A 23,804-nucleotide genomic window follows, 5' to 3' on the forward strand; every position below is an offset into this window, starting at 1 on the left:
TTAGCTTGCTTTAAAGCCACCGCCAAGTACATCACGTACATCATGTATAACAACGAAAGAATCTTCATCTACCCGACTAATAACTTGTTTTAACTTAACAAGCTCTTGTTTATTAATAACAACATATAAAACTTCTTTATTTTTACCAGTATATCCGCCGCGCCCTTCTAATACAGTAACACCGCGTGTCATATTTTTCGTAATAGCTTCACGAATTAAGTCTGGTTGATTCGAAATAATCGTAACAGCCGTTTTTGTGTCCATTCCTTCTACAATGAAATCAATCACCTTCGCTCCAATGAACACAGCTACAAGTGTATACATTGCCTTTTCTTGCCCTATTATAAATACAGAACCAGCAATTACAACAATATCAATAATTAGTACACCTTTACCTACACTCCAACCTAAATATTGATTTGCTAACTGAGCTAAGATTGCTGATCCTCCCGATGTACCTCCGGCTTTGAACATACAGCCTAATCCAATACCCACAAATAAACCAGCAAATAAAGCTGCTAATAATGTATCACTATTTACATGATACTCAATATGTTCTGTAACGTATAAAAACAAAGATGTTTCTACAATCCCTAAAATTGTATAAATCATTGTTTTCTTATCAAAAAATTTATAACCAATAGCTAGTAAAATTGCATTTATAGCAAAATTCACAATCCCTGGTGACCAATCAAATAAGTAGTACGTAACAACCGTTAAACCAATAATTCCACCTTCCGATAAACGGTTTGGAATTGCAAAGTAATTAATACCAATTGCGAATAATAATGAACCAATTGTAATTAGTGTTATTTCCTTTATACGTTGATTAACCATAGTTCATACCCTCCCCCCATTTGACATTGTATCACTATCTCCTAGAGGTTTAGAAGTGGTTTTTATTCCGCATTTTCCCTCTTAAAAATTGAAATATTATGTTTAAACAGAGGGTTGATTAATTATTCATATTTGCTCTAACTACATGGACAAATCGCTCCACATTCCCTTTCTGAATATGCTTAGCTCTAACCGTTTCATGATTATAAGTAAACTCAAAGTACGAATGAAAATCTATGCTATCTATATGCAAATATGGGTACTCTTTAAATGTTGAAGGATAGTACGGAAATTTCCCGTAAAAAAGGAGACGTCTAGTAGTGGCAACAAAAATTCCATGTTGGTAACATAACATAAAATTATCTTTCTCAAAGATCCCTACTACAAAGGCTAACATTTTTTCGTTATCCTCTATATACTTGTTCACACTTAATAAAAGTTCATTCATGCATATCCCTCCAAATACTATTCTTGAAAAGAATCCATGGATTGTTACAAACCGGTTTAACTCCTTTATAAAGTATGAAACGCGTTTCCTGTCAAAGGTATTTCAAAAAAATAATCCGTTATGCGATTATACACATAACGGGTTAAAATTAAACTGTAGAGCGTTCCACAAGTTCGTATGGAATTTCCAGCTTTTCTTGTTCAGAACTCTCTTCATTCACTTTTCTATGCAACATTTCAAAAGCAGTTTTCCCTATCTCCTTTAAATTTTGATCAATAGTTGTCAATTGTAACACTTGCGAGATAGGTTGATTATCAAAGCCAATAATCGCTAAATCCTCAGGAACTTGAATCCCTAATTTTTCAACCTCTGTCATAACCCCAATCGCAACTTCATCGCCTGCTACTATTAATGCTTCAGGAAGATCCTGCATCTCTTTTAACTTATGAGCCACTTTCACACCATCTTCTAGTGTAAAACATTCTGTAAAAATCCATTCTTCATTAACCTCTTCGTCTATAGATTGCAATTGCTGTTTATAAACATCAAAACGCTTTTGACTACTCGGCCCTAATTTTCTTCCCGTACAATAACCAATTTTTTTATAACCTTTCTCAATCAAATAATCCATTCCTAATTGAAAGGCCGCTGAATGATTCGTATATACACTTGAGATGTTTGAAATATCATTATTATCTTCACAAGCAATTATTGTGCCGTAAGAAGCATACGGTTCTATCGTTTCCCAATCATTTGCACGTGAACAAATAATAAGACCATCCAATTGTTTTGTTTTTAACATATGTAAACTTTTCATTTCTTCTTTTTTATTATAATTCGTTTGGCAAAGTAGCACCCTGTAATTATGAGTTAACGCTCCCTCCATCATTCCCCCTACCATTGCATCAAAGCTCGGGTGATTAATGTAAGGTAGAATTACACCAACAATATTCGTCTTCCCTTTTGATAAATGAACAGCATTTGCGTTTTGCGAGTAATTCAATTTCTCAACTATCTCTATAACCGCTTTTCTTTTTTCTTCACTTACATATGGGTGATCATTCAACACTCTCGAAACAGTCGTAACTGAAACTCCCGCCATCTTTGCGATATCTTTAATATTAGTCATACACTCACCTCTATCTTTAACTTAATGAATCCCATGAACATATGTCAAATCTTCTTATCATTACACCTTCATTCGTTTCTCTTACAAAAGTGTAATTTTTCTGTAAGCTAATTCGATAGTGACTTTCCGCAACATTTCATACAATTAAGTCAGAAACAAGGTAACAACTATTCGAAAAGGAGCGGATTAATATGATGAACAAAATAAAAACGAACAATTTCTTACATACAATGGGCATGGTATTTTCCGCTCTTATCGACGCAAAAGCTGTTGCTTCTACATTAAACAAGTAAGGAGAATGTATTATGAATAACATCACTTTTAACAAATTAGATTTTTTAGGACTAGCTAGTGGCTCGATTCTTCTTACTGCTTTTATTTACGCCGCTACGCTTGTATAACTTTGTGTCCCCTTTCCCCTTTATATAGAAAAAGACGACCGTCTATGCCCGGTCGTCTTTTCTTATTTTTGATTTGATTGCAAAGCTTCTTTTAACTCCTCAAACTTCTCATTTAATTGATCTGTCATCATTTTCATAGCAGTTTTTCGATCTATTTGTTCTCCAGCCTCAATTTGAATCGGATCTCCAAAAATCAATTGTGCCTTTTTCCCCTTTATTAATTCTTTTACACTTGATGGACCAACATAAGCTGCCGGCACTAAAGGTACATTAGAACGCATCGCAATTGTCACAGCACCCGCTTTTAATGAAACATCTTCCGCTGATCTCGTTCCACTCGGAAAAATCCCTACTACCTTTCCTTCTTTTAATAAACGTGATGGAATTTTAAGTGTACTTGGTCCCGGATTCGCGCGATCTACAGGGAATGCATTTACATTTTTAAAGAACCAATTTTTGAATTTCCCTTCAAATAATTCTTTTTTTGCCATGTAATGAATTTGAGTTGGGTACATCCCTGTAGCTAACATTAATACATCCATAAAACTTGTATGTGTACACGCAACAACATACGGACCACCTTCCGGTAACTTTTCTCTTCCTTGCACTTCTACTTTCCCAGCTGTTTTAAATATATATTTCAACAAAAATGTAATTGGTTTATACATTGGTTTCGTTCCTTTCTAAACATCCGAAGTATAATCATATTCTTATAACGATTATAACACTAAGTTTTAGGAGTTGGTAATAAAATTAAGTATGAATTGTTAAATTTCAATTCTTACAAAAGTGTAATTTTCTTGTAAGCTAATTCGATAGTTACTTCTCACTATATTTCATACAATTAAGTCAGAAACAGGGCAACAACTATTCGAAAAGGAGTCGATTGATATGATGAACAATATGAAAATGAACAATTTCTTACATACAATGGGCATGATATTATCAGCTCTTTTCGACGCAAAAGCTGTTGCTTCTACATTAAACAAGTAAGGAGAACTCATTATGAATAACATCACTTTTAACAAATTAGACTTTTTAGGATTAGCTAGCGGCTCTCTTCTTCTTACTGCTTTTATTTACGCTGCTATGCTTGTATAACCTTGTGTCCCCTTTCCCCTTTATATAGAAAAAGACGACCGTCTATGCCCGGTCGTCTTTTTAATTTTTTCTTTCTTTCAATTCTTTTAAAAGCTGTATTAGCTCAGCTTGTTGTTTTATCTTTTTACGACCATTTCGATTAATTGCTGCAAGCTCACAGGCAACTCCGACGGCGAAGAAAAACAATAAACTTTCTAACATGTGAAATCCTCCATTTGCCTATTAAACAGCTTGACGTAATTGTTCTTCTTGTAAAACTCTCTTATTTATATTTTCTTCTTTTCTCTGACAAACGTTATTGCGAATAAGCGCTGCAATAACAAGTACAGTCCCTATAATATCAAACATTGTGATTTGATACCCTTGCATCATCATAATAGCTAAAGTCGTAATTGGTACAAAATTAATAAATAAAATCCCATTAATGGATGATAAAATTTTCACACCATAGTTCCAAGCAAGTAGCGCTACAATACCTGGCAATGTCATCATAAATAACAAATCATATTTCACAATAGAAATCGTTCCCATACTCGGAACTGAAATATATCCAAGCGACGTAATAATTACCGTTATAATCGCTGTAACAGTCGTACCGAATACACACGTCAACGTAGAATAACGTAATGTTGACCAATCACTACAAGTTTGACCACCCATCGTATAAATAACCCACCCTACAACACCAATAAATATAAATGCTAATGGGAACATATTATCTTTCAATGTTACAAAGAAACTCATGTCACCTTTTGTAATAACAAACACAGCTCCTACAAAAGCAATAACCATACTCGTTATCATATACTTCTTCGGTTTTATATGCTTATATCCCCATAAAATACAAATAGAAATCATCGGCATAAGTGCTTCCATAATGGAAGCTACCATTACACCCGACTTACCCATTAACATTTGCCCTAAAAATATGAGGACATTATATACTGTAAATGCCATCGTTCCAAAAAAGACGAGTAACTTTCCTCTTCCCTCTAAACAAAATGCCTGTTTTCCTTCTTTCACTAACAACAATACAATCAGCATTATCGCCACTGCTCCATAGCGAATAAGCGAAAAATAAAATGGATCTATGTATTCTAGCGCATGATCAGCAACTGGAAACATCGCTCCCCATGACATACTCGCAATTAAACACGCCAAAGCCCCTATTATCATTTGACCTCTTCTCACCGCAATCCCCCGTTTCTTTCTATTTGCACAAAGAGAATTGTAAAAGAAAAAATATATCACGTAAAATGATTCAAAATGATGTTAACTATCATTTATAATGATAGTTAACATCAAGGGGGATTACAAAATGGAATTACGAGACTTACAAATCTTTAAAAGCGTTGCCGATCAGGGTAGTGTAAGTAGCGCAGCAAAGGAATTAAATTATGTACAATCAAATGTAACTGCACGTATTAAACAACTAGAAAACGAATTAAAAACCCCACTCTTTTACCGCCATAAACGAGGAATGACTTTAACAGCTGAAGGAAGAAAAATGCTCGTTTATGTTAGTAAAATTTTGCAAGATGTCGACGAACTAAAACAAGTATTTTTAGATAGCGAAACACCTTCTGGTATATTAAAAATCGGTACAGTCGAAACAGTAAGTACACTGCCTACCATTTTATCTTCTTACTATAAAAGTTATCCGAATGTCGATTTATCATTACAAGCAGGTCTAACAGAAGAATTAATTAGAGAAGTACTTGATCATCAATTAGATGGCGCCTTTATATCAGGTCCTATTAAACATCCACTAATCGAACAATACGATGTTAGTACAGAGAAATTAATGCTTATAACACAAAATAAAGCCTTTCATATAGAAGAATTTACAACAACGCCTCTACTCGTTTTTAACCAAGGATGTGGATACCGCTCCAAACTAGAACGTTGGCTTAAAGATGAAGGTTTGCTACCAAAAAGAATTATGGAATTCAATATATTAGAGACAATATTAAACAGTGTTGCACTCGGTCTCGGAATTACACTCGTACCACAGTCTGCTGTCCATCATCTTTCTAAAGCAGGTAAGGTACATTGTCATGCAATCCCTGAAAAATACGGCAGTATTTCAACGGTTTTCATACGCCGTAAAGATAGCTATATGACGAATTCAATGCGTAGTTTTTTAAAAACAATTGAAGACCATCATCATATCAATATGCTGTGAAAGACATTCTTACATGAATGTCTTTTTTTCTTACAAAAGTGTAAGTCTTTCGTAAGCTAATTCGATAGTTGCAAGTATCCATATTCCCTATAATTAAGACATAAGCAGGGCAACAACAACTCGAAAAGGAGCGGATACGCATGATGAACAATATGAAATCAAATAAATTTTTAAATACAATGGGCATGGTGCTATCCGCACTTGTCGATGCAAAAGCTGTTGCAACTACATTAAACAAATAAGGAGAGATTATAATGAACAACATTACTTTCAACAAATCAGACTTTATCGGACTTGCAAGTGGAGCTACTCTTCTTACGGCTTTCATTTATACACTTGCTCAAGGTCTTATTTAACACTTTGTTTCCCCAAACCCCTTTATATATAGAAAAAGCTGCTCGTCTTATAGACAAGCAGCTTTTTAGTTTGTCCCGCTTTAATGGGCAGTAAGACCCCCACTGATTAAAGTTTCACTTTATTTCATATACAATTTGACCTGTTTTCGTAATATCATATCCGCCAATCGCATTTAATTCATTATGAAATTCTTCCGATTGCAGAATGTCTTTCACAACTTCAATCAGCTCTTCATTTTCTTTATTCTTCAAAATTACTAAATCATACTGTTCTTTCATGATTGGAATAAAGTCCACATTTACAATTTGCGAAAACTTTTCTGAACCTACTCCTACATCAGCTTTTCCATTTGCAACTTGCGTGGCAACACCAAGATGATTCGATTCTTCCCATTCATATCCACTAATATCAGCTTTATTTAATTTTTGGATTCGTAATTGTTCATCCACTAACACTCTAATACCAGAACCCTTTTCTCGATTCACAAACTTTATAGTGGACCCGGATATGTCAGCCCATGTCTTTATTTTCTTCGGATTTCCTTTTTGAACATAAAACCCTACATTTCTGGACAATAAATTAATCATAAGACATGGCTGTCCTACTAAAATACGTTTTACGTAAGGAATATTATATGTACCCGTTTCACCATCAAACAAATGCAAACTAGCGATACTTCCTTCTCCTTGATACATTTTCACTAAACTCGTTAAGCTACCTTGATACGCTCTTAAAACATTAGAACTTGGCAAACGATTTTCTATACGTTTAGCTAACATATCTAACGTTAGTTCTTGACCACTAATAATACACGTGTTCAAGATACTACTACCATCGTTTTTTACAGGATTAACTTGTACTTTCCCTGTTTTCATTTGCTTTATATATTGATCTAAATCTGCTGCATCAATGCGCATCTGTCTACCAACTCTATAAGAAGGAAGTTCTCCTTTTTTAATTAAGTCGTATACAGTTAATTTTGATACTTTTAATCGCTTTGCTACTTCTTCCGTTGTGTAGGAATGATGATCCATAGACGATTCCTCACTTTCTCCTTTCATTGTAACAAAGAAAAGAATATTTCTCCTATTTTTTAAAAATAGACATATGTTCAAATTATATTCAATTATAACTAGTTATATTTAGTTATATTTAGTTATAATTAGATGTGTCAAAATGAAAGGGGATTTTTTTATGAATAAATTTATATTACGTTTCATCGGGGCACTTATACTTTCTTTCCTTCTTATATTTAGCGCTGCTTGTACAAGTGGGGAAAAGCATACAAAGTCAGCTGCTAAAGAGGATAAAACAGTTGAACTGACTATCTCAGCTGCTGCAAGCTTACAAGATGCATTAAAAGAAATCGAAAAACAATATAAAGAAAAAGAGCCAAATATCAAACTTTCTTTTAACTTCGGTGCTTCTGGAGCACTTCAACAACAAATTGAACAAGGTGCACCTGCTGATTTATTCTTCTCAGCAGCAGAAGATAAATTCCAAACCCTTGTAAAAAAAGGATTCATTAATGAAAAAGAAGGGAAAAATCTTCTTGGAAATGAACTAGTTCTAGTCATCCCTAAAGATAGTTCTCTTACAAAATTTCAAGATTTAAAAGATGAGAAAATCAAAAAAATCGCACTTGGTACACCTGAATCTGTACCTGCTGGCAAATATGCAAAGGCTTCTCTAACACACGAAAACCTTTGGAATGATGTTCAAAATAAAGTCGTATTTACAAAAGATGTTCGCCAAGTGTTAACATATGTAGAAACAGGGAATGTCGATGCTGGTATCGTATACAAAACAGATGCTCTCATTTCGGATAAAGTAAAGATTGGTGAGACAGCAGCAGCTATTTCTCATGAGCCAATCCACTATCCTTTAGGTGTTATAAAGGAATCTAAACATAAGAAAGAGGCGACTTCATTTTATGAGTATTTGCAGTCAAAAGATGCACAATCTATCTTTAAGAAATATGGATTTACAGTCCTGTCGTAATTACTATGAGCATTGATGCTATTTTATCGCCTGTCTTTCTATCTTTAAGAGTAGCTGCATGCGCCACTATTCTCGTTACAATTTTAGGGACGATTGTCGGGCGAGCACTAGCTCGCTCCTCATGGCGATATAAAGTACTATTAGAAACCATATTTTTATTACCAATGGTACTTCCACCAACTGTTATCGGCTTCTTTCTCATTATCATCTTTGGAAACAACAGCCCGATCGGAAAGTGGGTTGAATCATTATTTCAGCAGTCTATTATGTTCACATCTACTGCTGCGATCATTGCTTCTACAGTTGTTGCATTTCCGCTTATGTACCAATCAGCGAAAACGGGATTTTCTATCGCAAATGTACAAATTGAAGAAAGTGCTCGTGACCTTGGCGCAAGTGAATATCAAGTTTTTCTGCACGTTACACTTCCGCTCGCATTTCCTGCCTTACTAAGCGGGATGATTTTGAGCTTTGTCCGCGCGCTCGGTGAGTTTGGTGCTACACTTATGTTTGCCGGGAACATTCCTGGTAAAACACAGACAATCCCAACTGCAATTTACATGGCTATTGATGCAAGTAATATGCAACTCGCATGGACACTTGTAGTTATTACTATCGGTATGTCACTCGTATTTCTACTATGTATTCAACTTATTAATAAAAGAATTACTAACTCTTAAAGCAGCTTTTTTCAAAGCTGCTTCTTTATTTCTTAGGAAATAAAATATACCACCGGGAAATAACTGAATTTTACCTCTTATTAAAATATACATTTTATTTGAATTCACTTTCTAAAATAGGCAATTTCCTGTTATTATATGGAGGTGTTTCAAAAAATGAAGAAATGAAAACGCATTTATATCGTGAATTCTTCATCCTGTTTTAGCGATCGGTAATCTTCTACTCTATTAGTGGGGCATTACCGATCGTTAGAACGATATGTAACTATATTGGTATAGCAAACCGAAGGGAGTCTTGTAATGGACATTTTATTAGCGCTTCTTCCTGCAATTGCATGGGGAAACATCTTATTAGTAAGCGTAAAAATGGGCGGTGGTGCATATAGCCAAACGGTAGGTATGACAATCGGTGCTCTATTCTTCGCAACAATTATGTATGTATTTACTCAACCAGCTTTAACAATGACAATCTTAATTGTTGGTTTTATTTCAGGTTTATTCTGGGCTTTAGGACAAGTAAACCAATTAAAAACAGTTGAAAAACTAGGTGTTTCAACTACTGTAACGATTTCTACTGGTATGCAACTTGTTGCAACTTCTATCTTTGGGGTTATCGCTTTCCGTGAGTGGACTACTACTACAACGATTATTCTGGGAACGATTGCAATCCTATTAATCGTAGTTGGTGTTGTATTCACATCATTAGATGATAAAGAAAATGCTCAGCCACCTGGACAATTGAAAAAAGGACTTCTTACTTTAATTGTTTCTACTTTCGGCTATCTTGTATATGTAATTATTATTCGTTGGTATAATATCGATGGTTGGTCTGCTATTTTACCACAAGCAGTTGGTATGTTTGTTGGGGCGGTTGTACTGACATCTAAACATAAACCATTTAACAAATATGCAATCCGTAATGCTTTATCTGGTTTACTATGGGGAACTGGAAACTTATTCTTACTTCTTTCACTACCACGTGTCGGAGTAGCAACAAGCTTCCCATTATCTCAAACTGGAATCGTTATCTCAACATTCGGTGCGATTGTATTCTTAGGTGAAAAGAAAACAAAACGTCAATTGATCTTTATTGCACTAGGTAGTGTTTTAATTATTGGCGGCGCTGTATTACTTGGTATGACAAAAGCATAATCTTATATTCTATTAGTAAACCCCTGGAGCATATGTGCTTCAGGGGTTTTTCAATTCTAATTATTTTCTAGATATAGTTATTTGTATGTTCTTGTCCCTTATAATTGCTCTTCCACTCTAGCAAACCAGCTACACATATAAAGAGATTAATAACAGCTAATATTAGCATGAATTTCCGCCTTCTCATTATCCATTCCATCTACGATAAGTCTTTTCTTTTTACAAAATTCTCTTAAAGATGTTATCGTTTTTTATAACATATCTCTACTGGAAAGGAATAAAGGATATGCTCACTAAACATCGAATTCTATTTATTGGTGCTGGTCGTATGGCAGAAGCTATATTTTCCGGATTACTTAAAACAAGCAAAGAATACATTGAAGAAATTATCGTTTCTAACCGAAGTAACGTAAAAAAGCTAGAACAATTACAAGCACGATATAATGTGTCTACTGCAACAGATTGGAAGCAGCATGTTACATCTGTTGATACGGTTGTTTTAGCAATGCCACCTTCTGCTCATGAAGAGTTATTAGCTGAGCTATCTCCGTTAATATCAAATCAACTAGTCGTAACGGTAGCAGCTGGCATTGGACCATCTTATTTAGAAGCTAGACTCCCAAAAGGCACGCCTGTTGCTTGGATTATGCCTAATACAGCTGCTGAAATTGGCAAGTCTATCTCCTTATATACAATGGGACAATCAGTAAACGAGATACATCAAGAAACCTTGCAACTACTTTTAAAAGGTATTGGTACTTCGCAACTTTGTACTGAGGAAGAAGTTCATCAGCTTACTGCAGTTACTGGAAGTGCACCAGCCTTCCTTTATTACTTTGCTGAAAGCTTAATTGAAGCAACAAAAAGTTATGGAGTTGATGAAGAAACCGCAAAACATCTTGTGATTCAAATGATTTCTGGCTCTGCTTCTATGCTTGAACAAACGCAAAATCCAGCTAACCTTCGCGAACAAGTAACAACGCCAGGTGGTTCCACAGCTGAGGGTCTCAAAACTTTATACGAATATAATTTTTCAGAGGCAATTCAAAAAGCAGTAGAAGCAACAAACAAAAAAGCTAGGGGGAAATAATATGATTTTAACAAGTTTAAAAGACTATACAACATTACATAACGGTGTAAAAATGCCTTGGTTTGGTTTAGGTGTTTTTAAAGTAGAAGATGGTTCAGCAGTAATTGATTCTGTAAAAGCAGCAATTAAAAATGGCTACCGCAGCATCGATACTGCAGCAATCTATCAAAATGAAGAAGGCGTTGGGCAAGCGATTCGTGAATCCGGTGTTTCACGTGAAGAATTATTTATTACCTCAAAAGTATGGAATAGCGATCAAGGATATGAAACAACACTTCAAGCATTTGAAACTACATTAGAGAAATTAGGTCTAGAATATTTAGATTTATATTTAGTACATTGGCCTGTAAAAGGGAAATATACTGAATCATGGAAAGCATTAGAAACACTTTATAAAGATGGCCGTGTTCGCGCTATCGGTGTGAGTAATTTCCACATTCACCACTTACAAGACGTATTTGAAATTGCTGAAATTAAGCCAATGGTCAACCAAGTGGAATACCACCCACGTTTAGCACAAGAAGAGTTACATGCATTCTGTAAAGAACATAATATCCAGCTTGAAGCTTGGTCACCATTAATGCAAGGACAACTACTAGATAATCCAACGTTACAAGAAATTGCGACAAAATATAATAAATCAACTGCGCAAATTATTTTACGTTGGGATTTACAAAACGAAGTTGTAACAATTCCCAAATCAATTAAAGAACATCGCATTATTGAAAATGCAAACATCTTCGACTTTGAATTAAGTGCTGATGATATGAAAGCAATTCAAGCTTTAAATGAAGATCTTCGCGTTGGTCCAGATCCAGATAACTTTAACTTCTAGTAGAAAAACCACTGCCATATGCAGTGGTTTTTTCATTTAAGAAAACTGAAAATTTAAACTATATTTCATTTAGTTGACACTTCATTATTCAAGGTGTAAGATTTTGAATTATCAAAGAAACACAAAAATTAATAAAATTTATTCGTTTTACTCATTGTATCAAGAGAGGTGGAGGGACTGGCCCTTTGAAACCTCGGCAACAGGTTCATTTTGAATACTGTGCCACTTCCTGCAAGCTTTATGCTTGAAAGATAGAATGAGGGACTTCGTTTATATACGGGTGCATAACTTGTACGTAAAAATCCCTCTTTCTCAATATGAAAAGAGGGATTTTTTATTTTTCATTTCCCTCATCATCATCCAAACTTAATTATTTAGGAGGAAAATCAAATGAAAAAGAAGTTTGTACCCGGTATTGCATCAGTTGTAGGAGTAAGTATTTTATTAACTGGTTGCGGTAGTTATAAAAACGAAGCAAGTGGAGTAAATGCAAAAGACGAGGCACCTAGTAAACAGGTTTTAAACTTATCTTCACCTACTGAAATACGAACAATGGATACGGCTCGTGCTACAGATACTGATTCTGGTCAAGTAATGAGAAACGTATTTGAAGGTTTGTATAATCTTGGTGAAGGTAACAAACCTGTTCCTGGTGTTGCAAAATCTCATGAAGTAAGTGGCGATAAAACGAAATACACATTCCATTTGCGAGATTCAAAATGGTCAAACGGCACTCCTGTTACAGCTAAAGATTTTGTGTTCGCTTGGCAACGTGCCGTAGATCCAGCAACAGCCTCTGAATATGCATTTTTATTCTTTGATATTAAAAACGCAACAAAAATTAACAACAAAGAACTTCCAGCCGACCAACTTGGTGTAAAAGCAGTTGATGACCATACGTTTGAGGTAGAATTAGAGCGTCCTGTTCCTTATTTTATTAGCTTAACAGCGTTCCCAACATTTCTACCAATTAATGAGGAATTCTTTAAAGTACAAGGTGATAAGTACGCTTTAGAAGATAATACAATCTTGTACAATGGAGCTTTTACACTAAGCGATTGGAAGCACGAACAAAGCTTTAAATTTAAGAAGAACCCTACCTATTGGGATAAAGATACTGTCAAACTAGAAGAAATCAATTTTAATGTCGTAAAAGAAAAATCAACAGAAGTAAATTTATTCGAGTCAAAACAATTAGATCGTATAAAACTAACATCTGACTTCGTCGATAAATATAAAAAGGATGCTAACTTTAAAGAACGTCCAAACGTAGGCGTACAATTTTTACGTATGAATCAACAAAACAAAGTACTTCAAAACGTTTCTGCACGCCAAGCAATTGATCAAACAATTGATAGAAAATCCTTTGTAAATACGTTATTAAATGATGGCTCTACACCAACATTTGGTCTCGTTCCAAAAAACTTTGCAAAAGGACCTGAAGGAAAAGACTTCCGTACTGCAAACGGCGATTTAACAAAAGTTGATACAAAATCTGCACAAGAGTTATGGAAAAAAGCTAAACAAGAGCTTGGTTCTGAAAAGATAACATTAGAATTATTAACGAGTGATGCTGACCTTGATAAGAAAACTGGTGAATTCTTAAAAGGACAACTAGAAAAGAATCTAGATGGATTAACAGTAAATATAAAACCTCAGCCGCGTAAGCAACAAGTTTCGCTTTTATTAAAAGGTGACTACGAAATCGGAATTGATGGCTGGAGCCCTGACTTTGCGGATCCAATTACATTCCTTGAGCTATTTACAACGAATAACCCTTATAACTTAGATCATTACTCTAATAAGGAATTCGATGAAACAATAGCAAAAGTGAAAACAACTTTAGCTGGTGATGAAAAAGCTCGCTGGGAAGCATTACTAGCATCCGAGAAAATATTATTTAAAGACTCTGTTATCGCTCCTCTTTACCAAAAAGGCGAATCTTATTTAGAACGTTCTTATGTGAAAGGAATTGTGCAAGTAGACTTTGCAGGTCAATTAAACTTCAAGTGGGCAAAAATTGAAAAATAAAGTGAAACTTTAATAAGTGGGGGTTTCTTCATCCCCACTTATTATTAGCCCACACCAATTGTTTTTTTAGCAAAATATATTAAAAATAGATTCTCTCACACATGAGAATCTGCTTTTTTAATATATTATTCTAAGAAATTAACAATCTATTTTTATTATTGACATATAGTTCTTTCCAGTGTTAATATTCTAAATAATCAAAGAAACAAAATATTTAACCATCAAAATATAATGTCTACTACGTTGAAACATATAACGATAGATTATAGTTCAACATGTATATACATATAGAACACCTGATTACCTATAAACAAATATTTATAATAGGTTTTATCTCCTTCTATAGCTACTTCAAGACACGGACATTATGACGTTACGAACAACACATTTAGGGAGGAACGAACAATGAAGAAAAAAGTTGTACCTGTTGTTGCATCTGTTTTAGGGGCAAGTCTATTACTAACTGCTTGCGGGGGAAATAAAGATAATGCAAGCGGAGCGAAAGCAAACGATAAAGCACCTGATAAACAGGCAATTAACTTATCATTCGCTTCAGAAATTCCAACAATGGATGTTGCAAAAGCAACGGATGGGGAATCCATGAACGTAATGCGTAATGTTTTTGAAGGGCTATATGCAATGGGAGAAGATAATAAACCGGTTCCTGGTGTCGCTGAGTCGGTTGACATTAGTCCCGATAAAACAAAATATACATTCCATCTCCGTGATTCAAAATGGTCAAACGGTACTCCTGTTACAGCAAAGGACTTCGTCTTCGCTTGGCAACGTGCCGTAAATCCTGATACAGCAGCTGAATATGCATTCTTATTCTTCGATATAAAGAATGCGAAACAAATAAACCAAAAACAATTACCGGTTGATCAATTAGGTATTAAAGCTGTCGATGACAAAACTTTAGAAGTACAACTAGACCGTCCTGTTCCCTACTTCTTAAGCTTAACTACATTCTCAACATTCTTACCAATTAATGAAGAGTACTTAAAGTCTCAAGGCGATAAATATGGTTTAGAAACAAATCATTTAATTTATAACGGTGCTTTCACATTAGATAACTGGAAACATGAACAAAGCTTCCAATTGAAGAAAAATCCTAACTATTGGGATGCTAAAACTGTAAAATTAGAAGAAATCAACTTCAATGTCGTTAAAGATAAGTCTACAGAAGTGAACTTATATGATTCAGGACAAATTGATCGTGTTGCTTTAACTGCAGAGTTTGTTGATAAATATAAGAGCGATCCAAACTTCAAAGAACGCGCTGAAGTCGGCATTCAATTCTTACGATTAAATCAGAAAAATGAAACATTAAAAAATCAACATGCACGCCTTGCTATTAACGGCGCAATGAATAAAAAAGCTTACGTAGAAACAATCTTAAATAACGGCGCTGTTCCAGCTGAAGGAATGGTTCCTGCGAAATTTGCAAAGAGCCCAGAAGGCAATGACTTCCGTAAAGAAAATGGAAATCTAGTCAAGGATGATGTGAAAACAGCGAAAGAAAACTGGAAAAAAGCAAAACAAGAACTTGGTACTGACAAAGTAACAATCGAACTATTAACAAGTGACAATGCTTTAGCTAAAAAGACTGGTGAATATTTAAAAGGTGAATTAGAAAAGAACCTAGATGGATTAACAGTGAATTTAAAACCACAACCACGTAAACAACAGCTAAAACTACTATTAAGTGGTGACTATGAAATTGGTATTGACGGCTGGGGCCCTGACTTCGCTGATCCAATTACATTCTTAGATTTATTTACAACAGATAGTGCTTATAACTTCGATAAATACTCTAACAAAGAGTACGATGAGCTAATTCATAAAGTGAAAACAGATTTAGCTGGCGATGAAAAAGCACGCTTTGAAGCAATGAAGCAAGCTGAAAAAATTCTATTACAAGACGGCGCTGTCGCTCCTTTATACCAACAAGGCCGTTCTTACTTACAACGCTCTTTCATTAAAGGACTTGTAACAACTGACTTCGGTGGTGAGTTTAACTACAAGTGGACAGAAGTTACAAAATAATAAGTGCTAATAAAAAGGTATCCATTGAGGATACCTTTTTATTTTATACTTCTTTAACTACAGAGCTTCTTCTTCCCTTTACCATTCCTTTTATAGCTAAAGTCATCACTGCTACTGATTGTGTAACCAATACAATAACTAATAATGAAATAATATTTCTCTCTAAACTAACTCCTCCAAATATTATTGTATAATAGCCATTCGCTGCATATGTTGCAGGAAATAATTCACTGATTGTTTGATATGTTTTAGAAAGCATTTCATGTGGCACAGTTACAACCATTTGTGTTAATGAAAGAAATGCGAAAAAGACTATTGTCAATAATCCTCTTTTCCTTCTTTTTGCATTGAACCAAAACTCATCATAAATATAAACACAAACATCAAATATGTTCTCCACGTCAAAGAAGGTATATGCCCTGACCAAAGATAGCTAACTAAATAATTAATTCCCATAATACAAGACGATATTACTAAACTAATACTTATTAGTTTTACATATTTGAGCATATCTTTTCTCCTTGTTTTTTATTTTTCTACTTCTTCAAATTGCAGATTCACCGGCTCTTCTAAAAGTGTTTCATAAAAGTTCTCTGCCAAATCTGTTGAAGGAATTTTTTCATCTACTTCATCAAAGCGAATACTATCTAGCCACACACAACCTTCTCCTGATAATAAAACACCAAATGCAATACCAAGTGCTTCTTCTTTTATATCTAATACAACCGAGTACGATTGCCAGTTATTCGTATTTTTAATGGGGCGATTTTGCATATTATCCATAGCGAGCGGTTCTGTATCTTTTCCATCTACTCGCATCCACAATCCTGCCCAATCTCTTACATTTTCACTCTTAACAAATGCTGTAAAACGTAATCTCTTCCCTACATATTTATCCGCTCTGAACATTTGCATTAATGTTGAAAATCCTCCGTTCGTAACATTCTCTTTTGCTTTTATGTATGCAGATACTTTTCCTTGATGGACAACTTCATAATCTAAACCCATCTCATATTCAGCAGGATGACTCCCACTTAAGATCCATCCTTTCGGTATACCTTTTTGCATTGAAACACCCTCTCTTTCTATATAAAATGACTGAAAGTACTTTCGATATTTCTTTGGTGGCAATTGAAACATTCTTTTAAAAGCTCTCGTAAATGCCTCTTGTGAGGAAAAACCGTATTGCAGTGCAATATCAATAACAGCTCTCTCCGTTGACACTAAAACTTGCGCAGCATGAGTTAACCTTCTCTTTCGAATATAATCCGTTACACTCATCCCAACATATCTTTGAAAGATGCGATGAAAATGGTACATCGATACGGCACTGTGAGATGCCACTCTTTCTGTTGTAAGCTCCTCATGTAAGTGATTCTCTATATATTCAATTGATTTTTTTATTATCTCTTTATATTCTTCATGCATTTTAGCCCCTCCCTCACAATTTCAATTTACCATATACATACAAATCGTTTTTGATTTAAATTGCGGATTAGCCCTCGTGACTGCAGGATAATAATTTATTTTCAACACATACATAATTACATGTTTTTGGGAAAAACTTGTATAGAACGAATTTACATAAGGAGGAATTTATAATGAGAATTCTACTATCAGTTTTATTAGCTCTTATGCTAGTACCTGCATTAACAGGATGTAAAGCTCCTGCCAAAGAAGACACAACTTCTAATAAAAAGACGACTGAAGAAGCAAAAAATGAGGCTCCTGCAGATTTAAAACTAAACTTCAATGAATTCGATTTAAAGGCAGACTATCAAGATACAAAGAAAGACTACGAAGCAGACTATAAAAATGTAGCAGCTGACAAGAAAATGGAAGCAAAAATTGAAGATCATAAAGCAGATGTAAAATTAACAGGAGACGAGGCTATCACAAAATTAAGCCCACTTCTACAAGAATTAAAATTTGATAAAGATACTGCTGACCAAGAAGTAATCGATCAAGTAGTGAACGTATTCAAACTTGATAAAGACTATCAAAAATTTGATTTAGAAGTTGTCTTCTCTGATGGAACGAAAAAAGAATATAAAAGAGAAATAAAATAAAGAAGTAGGCGGTTGCCTACTTCTTTATTTTTTAATTTTTGCGTATCTTAATTCTGGACTAGAACCAATAATGAATTGGACACCGGATACTGATGATTTTTGTAAATAGGAAGCACTTGGGAAAATAATTGGGATTAATGGTGAATCTGTAAACATAATATCTTCCGCTTTATGCAATAATTCAAAACGCTTATCCTCGTTTTGTTCAACTTTTGCTTCGTTTATTAAAGCGTCAAATTCTTTATTATGCCATTTTGCATAGTTATTTGGACCATCACCCGCATATAAATCTAGTTTAGTAATTGGATCTAATAAAGAGCCGCCCCATCCCATATAAGCTAATTGGAAATCACTTTGCTTGTATGTGTCGATGTAACTCTTCCACTCTTTATTTTCTAATTTAATATCTACGCCAAGATTTTTCTTAAACATTTCTTGCATTGCTTCTGCTACTTTTTTATGTTGTGTATCTGTAGTGAATTTTAATGTTACTTCAGGTAATGTAGACCAGCCTTGTTCTTTCATGCCTTCTTCTAATAACTTTTTCGCTTCCGCTGGATCAAATTTAACGTAATCACCTTTTTCTTTACGGAAATCACGGCCACTTTGTGTTTTTGCTCCTTCTGGAACGAATGCATATGCTTCTTGCGCATTATTTTTATACAATTTTTCAACGATAAATTTACGATCAACCGCTAATGAAAATGCTTTACGTACCTTCGCATTTGTAAACGGCTCTTTTTCTACGTTAAACGAATAAATATAAGAAGAGAACCCTGCAACACGCTTATATTCTTTATTTCCTTTTTCTTTTTCGATCATCTCTTGTGGTAAACCACTTAGTAAATCTAATTCTTTGGATTTAAATAATTGATACGCTGTTTTAGAGTCTGGAATAATACGAAACTCAATTTCTTTTAGAGTTACCTTTTTATCATAGAATTCTTTATTTTTTTGTACTGTAATAGCTTGGTTATGCTTCCACTCTTTTAACGTGAATGGCCCATTCGTAATTAACTCTTTTGGATCTGTTTTTAATTTATTATTATCATCAATCGACTTTTTAGCTAATGGAATAAATAGTGAGCTTGCTAGTTTTTGTTTAATAGAAGCAACTGGGTGTTCAAGGGTTACCTTTAATGTTTGAGGATCAACAACTTGAATACCAACTTGTCCCTCTTCACCTTTTCCAGTATTATACGCCTCTGCCCCTTTAATAAAATACATTTCTGTCGCATTCATAGAACCCGTTTTCGGATTTAATAATCGCTTCCATGCAAATTCAAAATCATTTGCTGTAATAGGAGAACCATCTGACCATTTAATATCTTTCTTCAAATGGATTGTATATTCAGTTCCATCAGCATTTACTTCTTCTTTCTCCGCTAATTCATTTTGATATTTCCCATTATTATCTTGCGTATATAAACTTGAAAACAACTGTCCAATTATATAACCTGACGTGCTATCTGTTGCAATAGCAGAATCAAGTGTATATGGATCACTACTAATATTCGTTACTAATCGATCTCCTTCTCCCTTACCAGCACTCGCCTTTTGCGTCTCTTTCTTACCGCAAGCGACAGAAGTAATCGCTAAAACAGTCATAATGACAAACAGTAAAAACTTCTTCATCCTACATTCTCCTTTAACCTGAAATTTTTGGTGTTGATGCTAATAATGTTTTTGTATAAGAATGTTGTGGATTACGGAATACTTCGTCCGTATTTCCAAATTCAACAAGTTCTCCTTTGTATAAGACAGCTACTTTTTCACATAAATAGTGAACCATCGGTAAATCGTGAGCGATGAATAAATATGTATAACCTTGTTCTTTTTGGATTTTTTGCAGCAGATGTACAATTTGAATTTGCAATGAAACGTCTAATGCTGAAATTGGTTCATCAAGAATCAATACTTCCGGCTCACACAATAACGCTCTTGCAATAGCGATACGTTGACGTTGTCCTCCGCTAAATTCATGCGGATATCGATCAATATATCTTCTATCTAATCCAACACGCTCTAGCGCATCACCCGCTACTTTATCCTTTAATCCTTTATCACCTAAACCGAATGAAATATAACCTTCCGTTACGCTATCGCGTACTTTCCAGCGCGGATTTAATGCTGCTGTGGAATCTTGAAAAATGAACTGTACTTTCTGTAAAAAATCTCGCCTATGAGCTGATTTCAGCTTGTGAACGACTTGACCGTTATAATCAATTTCACCAGACGTTGGGCTCTCAATCCCAGCTATAAGCTTTCCAAGTGTTGTTTTTCCTGAACCACTTTCACCAATAATGCCAAGTGTTGTTCCTTTCGGGATAGAAAGTGATATATCTTTTAACGCTGTGATTTCTTTACTTCTACTTCCATATGTTTTTGTTACTTGCTTTACAGTAATTAAATCTGTCGTCATGAGGCATTCACCTTCTCTTTTGATTTCGCTTTATTATGCTCCAGAACATGCTGCCAGCAATGTGAACTATGCTCCTTAGAATACGTTGTTCTCTCTGGGAAACGATGAATACATTCTTTTATCGCTACTGGACAACGATTTACAAAAGGACAACCAAAGCTATTTAATGTTTCAATGGAAGGTGTCGTTCCTTCTATTGCACGTAATACCTTTTCGGAATCATCCATATTCGGAATTGCTTGTAATAAGCTTTTTGTGTATGGATGTTTAGGGGAACCTATCACTTCCTCTATCGTTCCTTTTTCAACAACACGTCCTCCATACATCACAACTACTCGATCCGCTACTTCACGTACAAGTGCTAAATCGTGCGTAATTAGTAAAATACTCGTATTTTGCTTTTCCTTTCTTTCCTTTAATAACTCCATAATTTGCTTTTGAATTGTTACATCTAATGCTGTCGTAGGTTCATCCGCAATAACGAGTTTGGGGTGGCAGGCAAATGCGATTGCTAAACAAATACGTTGCCTCATGCCTCCGCTTAATTGATGTGGGTACTGTTCAAAGCGTTTCTCTGCTTCATGTATCCCTAAATCATTTAATAAGTTAATCGCAATTTCTTTTGCTTCTTTTTTCGATTTCTTTTCGTGTTGCAAAATCACCTCTGTAATTTGCCTTCCTACCTTCATCGTCGGATTTAAAGATGAAAGTGGGTCTTGAAAGATAAACGAAATATCTTTCCCTCGAATTTGATTCCATTCTGATTCTTGTAGATTCGTTAATTCCTTTGATTCAAAAGATATATTTCCATCATCAATATGAATTGATTCTTGATTTAAGCCGATAATAGATTGTGCTGTAACACTTTTCCCTGAACCACTTTCTCCTACAAGTGCAACTATTTCACCTTCGCTAATAGAAAAGGAAACATGCTTCACAATTGCTTGGTTACTATTCTCTTTTTCAACGGCTAACGTTACGTTTTCTAAAGATAAGAGCTGTCCCATGTTTTTTCTCCTTTCGATTCCGTTTTACGATTTTTGGATCAATTGCATCTTGTAAACCATCACCAATCGCATTAAATGCGAACATAATGAGCGCAATCATGATTGCTGGGAAAAATAGTTGCCACCATTCTCCGCTCAATAATGTCCCAAGTGCGTCATTCGTCATCGTCCCCCAACTTGCCGCTGGTGATTGTACCCCAAGTCCTATAAAGCTTAAAAATGATTCTGAAAAAATAGCTGCCGGAATTGTAAATGATAAATTGACGATAATAATGCCTGTTAAATTCGGAATTAAATGCCCATATATAATTTTCATATGTGATGTACCTAATCGCTCTGCTGCAATAACAAACTCTCGTTGTTTTAAAGACAATACTTGTGCTCGAATGAGACGAGCCATTCCAATCCATCCCGTTAATGCAAGGGCGATAATAATGGTGAAAAGACCTGGTTTCATAACAATTAATAGTAAAATAACAATTAATAAATATGGGATGCCGTATAATACTTCAATTCCTCTTATAATCCACTCATCAATTAACGTTCCAAGGCGATTACGCCCTCTCACGTATCCACTAAATCCACCAATCAGTACACCAAGCCCTATATCGAGGGCAGCTGCTACTAATCCCACTGTTAGTGAAATCTTCCCACCAGCCCAAGTACGTGCCCAAATATCTCTCCCTAAATCATCTGTTCCAAACCAATGTTCACTACTCGGCGGTAAATTTGTTGCCTCTTTTACTTGTTCACTCGCAGTAAATGAAGTTAAACTTTCGCCAATAAGCGAGAAAACAATAATTAGCAATAACGTCACTGTTCCTAAAACTGCGATTGGATTCGATATAAACTTACGAAACACTTCTTTCTTTCTGCTAATCGTTTGCTGATTTTTATTTATCGTTAATTCTTTTTTCTCTTCTTTCGTTAATAACTGTTCATTAATTTCATAAGCTCCCATTTTAATATCCCCCCTCCTTATGTAATAGAACGAATACGCGGATCAACAATGCGGTGAATAATATCTGTAATGAAAATACAAGCAATTAATAATGCACTATAAAAAATCGTTGTTCCCATAATCACCGGATAGTCTCGGTTAAAAATACTATCTACAAAATATTTTCCTAGGCCAGGAATTGAAAAGATTTTTTCAATAACGAAAGTCCCTGTTAAAAGTCCAGCCATTAACGGTCCCACAAATGTAAGTACTGGAACAATCGCATTTCGAAGAGCATGTCTTATAATAATCTTCTTAATTGGTATGCCTTTTGCTCTTGCTAGCTTAATATAATCACTCTGCAGTACTTCGATCATATTAGAACGAACAAACCTTGTAATAACTGCGATTGGCCCTAACGCTAATGCAAAGGATGGCAATACTGTATGTTCGAATGTTCCCCAAGAGGCTACTGGTAAGAGCTCGAATTGAATAGCGAATACTTGTATAAATAGTGGTGCTAAAATAAAGCTCGGAATAGAAATACCGAGGATGGCAAGTAAACTTACACCGTAATCAATTACCTTCCCATGATAGAGAGCAGCAAATGTACCTGCAGCAATTCCGACTAGCAATGAAATAATAAGTGCTTGTAAACCAATAATTGCTGATGGACCAAAACCAGTTGTTATAATTTCTGATACACCTTGCCCGGTTGATTGAACAGATTCACCAAAATCAAAATGAACTACGCCGTCTAAATAAGCAACATATTGATTCCATAACGGTTCATCAAGGTGATACTTCGCTCTCATGTTTTGGATCACTTCTTCAGGAAAGATTTTTGCATCTGATGAAAATGGATCCCCCGGAATAATATGCATAATTAGAAATGTCACTGTCGTAATAACCCATAGCGTGAACACCATAACTGATAATTTTTTAATTACATACACCCTAATAACCCCCTAAACACATATATTTACTTAGTTTTATAAACGTACTTTTTCCATTACTCCCTTTTCTCTTTTTAGAATACAAAAAGCCTTGATCTTAAAAAATAAGATCAAGGC

General features: G+C 34.9%; 27 protein-coding genes and 1 riboswitch. Of the genes, 12 read left to right on the forward strand and 15 right to left on the reverse strand.

Annotation, left to right across the window (positions count from 1 at the left end):
* From HMAS_RS25795 to HMAS_RS25805, 3 genes are all read right to left on the reverse strand, one after another.
* Window positions 1-837, reverse strand: a complete 837-nt coding sequence (locus HMAS_RS25795) for a YitT family protein (protein WP_000248038.1) — start codon at window positions 835-837, stop codon at window positions 1-3.
* Between the two features lie 118 nt (window positions 838-955).
* Window positions 956-1,285, reverse strand: coding sequence for a PH domain-containing protein (locus tag HMAS_RS25800; RefSeq protein WP_001004230.1), 330 nt, complete (start codon window positions 1,283-1,285; stop codon window positions 956-958).
* 148 nt (window positions 1,286-1,433) lie between these two features.
* Entirely contained in the window at window positions 1,434-2,414 is a 981-nt protein-coding gene (locus HMAS_RS25805) for a LacI family DNA-binding transcriptional regulator (RefSeq protein ID WP_006919721.1), read from the reverse strand.
* Window positions 2,415-2,719: 305 nt separating this feature from the next.
* On the opposite strand from HMAS_RS25805, the gene HMAS_RS25810 reads away from it, so the two are divergent.
* Window positions 2,720-2,815: a DUF3948 family protein gene (locus HMAS_RS25810; protein WP_001059999.1), complete on the forward strand. Its 96-nt coding sequence runs from the start codon at window positions 2,720-2,722 to the stop codon at window positions 2,813-2,815.
* Between the two features lie 62 nt (window positions 2,816-2,877).
* Here the strand turns inward: HMAS_RS25810 and HMAS_RS25815 are convergent, their stop codons facing one another.
* Window positions 2,878-3,483: a lysophospholipid acyltransferase family protein gene (locus HMAS_RS25815; RefSeq protein ID WP_000277778.1), complete on the reverse strand. Its 606-nt coding sequence runs from the start codon at window positions 3,481-3,483 to the stop codon at window positions 2,878-2,880.
* A 337-nt stretch (window positions 3,484-3,820) separates the two neighbouring features.
* On the opposite strand from HMAS_RS25815, the gene HMAS_RS25820 reads away from it, so the two are divergent.
* Complete coding sequence (locus HMAS_RS25820; RefSeq protein WP_064774791.1) at window positions 3,821-3,916, forward strand: DUF3948 family protein; 96 nt, start codon at window positions 3,821-3,823, stop codon at window positions 3,914-3,916.
* Between the two features lie 60 nt (window positions 3,917-3,976).
* On the opposite strand, the gene HMAS_RS25825 is transcribed toward HMAS_RS25820, so the two are convergent.
* On the reverse strand, window positions 3,977-4,117 hold the full coding sequence (locus HMAS_RS25825; RefSeq protein ID WP_000894065.1) for a YrzO family protein: 141 nt from the start codon (window positions 4,115-4,117) through the stop codon (window positions 3,977-3,979).
* A 21-nt stretch (window positions 4,118-4,138) separates the two neighbouring features.
* A complete protein-coding gene (locus HMAS_RS25830) occupies window positions 4,139-5,107 on the reverse strand; it encodes a DMT family transporter (protein ID WP_002180311.1) in 969 nt (322 codons plus the stop codon).
* A gap of 127 nt (window positions 5,108-5,234) precedes the next feature.
* On the opposite strand from HMAS_RS25830, the gene HMAS_RS25835 reads away from it, so the two are divergent.
* A complete protein-coding gene (locus HMAS_RS25835) occupies window positions 5,235-6,101 on the forward strand; it encodes a LysR family transcriptional regulator (protein WP_000423031.1) in 867 nt (288 codons plus the stop codon).
* A 254-nt stretch (window positions 6,102-6,355) separates the two neighbouring features.
* Entirely contained in the window at window positions 6,356-6,457 is a 102-nt protein-coding gene (locus HMAS_RS25840) for a DUF3948 family protein (protein WP_001060017.1), read from the forward strand.
* A gap of 114 nt (window positions 6,458-6,571) precedes the next feature.
* Here the strand turns inward: HMAS_RS25840 and HMAS_RS25845 are convergent, their stop codons facing one another.
* On the reverse strand, window positions 6,572-7,492 hold the full coding sequence (locus HMAS_RS25845) for a substrate-binding domain-containing protein (RefSeq protein ID WP_012593135.1): 921 nt from the start codon (window positions 7,490-7,492) through the stop codon (window positions 6,572-6,574).
* A 160-nt stretch (window positions 7,493-7,652) separates the two neighbouring features.
* Between HMAS_RS25845 and modA the strand changes: the two genes are divergently transcribed.
* The 7 genes from modA to HMAS_RS25880 all read left to right on the forward strand — a co-directional run bounded on the left by modA (window position 7,653) and on the right by HMAS_RS25880 (window position 16,293).
* Window positions 7,653-8,459 (forward strand): molybdate ABC transporter substrate-binding protein, encoded by an 807-nt coding sequence (modA, locus tag HMAS_RS25850; RefSeq protein WP_049106460.1) that lies wholly within the window; start codon window positions 7,653-7,655, stop codon window positions 8,457-8,459.
* Between the two features lie 5 nt (window positions 8,460-8,464).
* Window positions 8,465-9,139, forward strand: coding sequence for a molybdate ABC transporter permease subunit (gene modB, locus HMAS_RS25855; protein WP_000020526.1), 675 nt, complete (start codon window positions 8,465-8,467; stop codon window positions 9,137-9,139).
* Between the two features lie 300 nt (window positions 9,140-9,439).
* Entirely contained in the window at window positions 9,440-10,291 is an 852-nt protein-coding gene (locus tag HMAS_RS25860; RefSeq protein ID WP_000353544.1) for a GRP family sugar transporter, read from the forward strand.
* Between the two features lie 286 nt (window positions 10,292-10,577).
* The gene (gene proC, locus HMAS_RS25865) at window positions 10,578-11,381 is read left to right on the forward strand and encodes a pyrroline-5-carboxylate reductase (RefSeq protein WP_025710364.1); all 804 of its coding nucleotides are present in this window, start codon (window positions 10,578-10,580) and stop codon (window positions 11,379-11,381) included.
* A gap of 1 nt (window position 11,382) precedes the next feature.
* Window positions 11,383-12,216: an aldo/keto reductase gene (locus HMAS_RS25870; protein WP_116345090.1), complete on the forward strand. Its 834-nt coding sequence runs from the start codon at window positions 11,383-11,385 to the stop codon at window positions 12,214-12,216.
* Window positions 12,217-12,369: 153 nt separating this feature from the next.
* Window positions 12,370-12,474: riboswitch (SAM riboswitch) on the forward strand.
* Window positions 12,475-12,606: 132 nt separating this feature from the next.
* Window positions 12,607-14,247: a peptide ABC transporter substrate-binding protein gene (locus HMAS_RS25875; RefSeq protein ID WP_016124193.1), complete on the forward strand. Its 1,641-nt coding sequence runs from the start codon at window positions 12,607-12,609 to the stop codon at window positions 14,245-14,247.
* Between the two features lie 405 nt (window positions 14,248-14,652).
* The gene (locus HMAS_RS25880) at window positions 14,653-16,293 is read left to right on the forward strand and encodes a peptide ABC transporter substrate-binding protein (protein ID WP_000731090.1); all 1,641 of its coding nucleotides are present in this window, start codon (window positions 14,653-14,655) and stop codon (window positions 16,291-16,293) included.
* A gap of 43 nt (window positions 16,294-16,336) precedes the next feature.
* Here HMAS_RS25880 and HMAS_RS25885 read toward each other — a convergent pair whose 3' ends face one another.
* Genes HMAS_RS25885 through HMAS_RS25895 form a run of 3 tightly spaced genes read right to left on the reverse strand, consistent with a single transcriptional unit; the run spans window position 16,337 to window position 17,721 of the window.
* On the reverse strand, window positions 16,337-16,615 hold the full coding sequence (locus HMAS_RS25885; RefSeq protein WP_000156944.1) for a hypothetical protein: 279 nt from the start codon (window positions 16,613-16,615) through the stop codon (window positions 16,337-16,339).
* The gene (locus HMAS_RS25890; protein WP_000922547.1) at window positions 16,612-16,803 is read right to left on the reverse strand and encodes a hypothetical protein; all 192 of its coding nucleotides are present in this window, start codon (window positions 16,801-16,803) and stop codon (window positions 16,612-16,614) included. The genes HMAS_RS25885 and HMAS_RS25890 overlap by 4 nt, the downstream gene beginning before the upstream one ends.
* A gap of 18 nt (window positions 16,804-16,821) precedes the next feature.
* Window positions 16,822-17,721: a helix-turn-helix transcriptional regulator gene (locus HMAS_RS25895; RefSeq protein WP_000544200.1), complete on the reverse strand. Its 900-nt coding sequence runs from the start codon at window positions 17,719-17,721 to the stop codon at window positions 16,822-16,824.
* Between the two features lie 173 nt (window positions 17,722-17,894).
* On the opposite strand from HMAS_RS25895, the gene HMAS_RS25900 reads away from it, so the two are divergent.
* A complete protein-coding gene (locus HMAS_RS25900; RefSeq protein WP_001221551.1) occupies window positions 17,895-18,362 on the forward strand; it encodes a YusW family protein in 468 nt (155 codons plus the stop codon).
* Between the two features lie 24 nt (window positions 18,363-18,386).
* On the opposite strand, the gene HMAS_RS25905 is transcribed toward HMAS_RS25900, so the two are convergent.
* From HMAS_RS25905 to HMAS_RS25925, 5 genes are read right to left on the reverse strand one after another with little or no spacing between them, the layout of a single operon-like run.
* Window positions 18,387-19,997 carry a peptide ABC transporter substrate-binding protein gene (locus HMAS_RS25905; RefSeq protein ID WP_049106463.1) on the reverse strand — a complete coding sequence of 537 codons (1,611 nt, stop codon included), beginning with the start codon at window positions 19,995-19,997 and terminating at the stop codon, window positions 18,387-18,389.
* A 13-nt stretch (window positions 19,998-20,010) separates the two neighbouring features.
* Window positions 20,011-20,784 (reverse strand): ABC transporter ATP-binding protein, encoded by a 774-nt coding sequence (locus HMAS_RS25910; RefSeq protein WP_016124190.1) that lies wholly within the window; start codon window positions 20,782-20,784, stop codon window positions 20,011-20,013.
* Window positions 20,781-21,791 carry an ABC transporter ATP-binding protein gene (locus HMAS_RS25915; RefSeq protein WP_000531264.1) on the reverse strand — a complete coding sequence of 337 codons (1,011 nt, stop codon included), beginning with the start codon at window positions 21,789-21,791 and terminating at the stop codon, window positions 20,781-20,783. Before HMAS_RS25915 ends, HMAS_RS25910 begins: the two co-directional genes overlap by 4 nt.
* A complete protein-coding gene (locus tag HMAS_RS25920; protein WP_000501538.1) occupies window positions 21,748-22,752 on the reverse strand; it encodes an ABC transporter permease in 1,005 nt (334 codons plus the stop codon). The genes HMAS_RS25915 and HMAS_RS25920 overlap by 44 nt, the downstream gene beginning before the upstream one ends.
* 17 nt (window positions 22,753-22,769) lie before the next feature.
* Entirely contained in the window at window positions 22,770-23,687 is a 918-nt protein-coding gene (locus HMAS_RS25925; protein ID WP_006920097.1) for an ABC transporter permease, read from the reverse strand.
* Window positions 23,688-23,804: the final 117 nt, after the last annotated feature.

The sequence above is a fragment of the Bacillus sp. HMA207 genome, assembly GCF_003402455.1.
Lineage (GTDB): Bacteria > Bacillota > Bacilli > Bacillales > Bacillaceae_G > Bacillus_A > Bacillus_A cereus.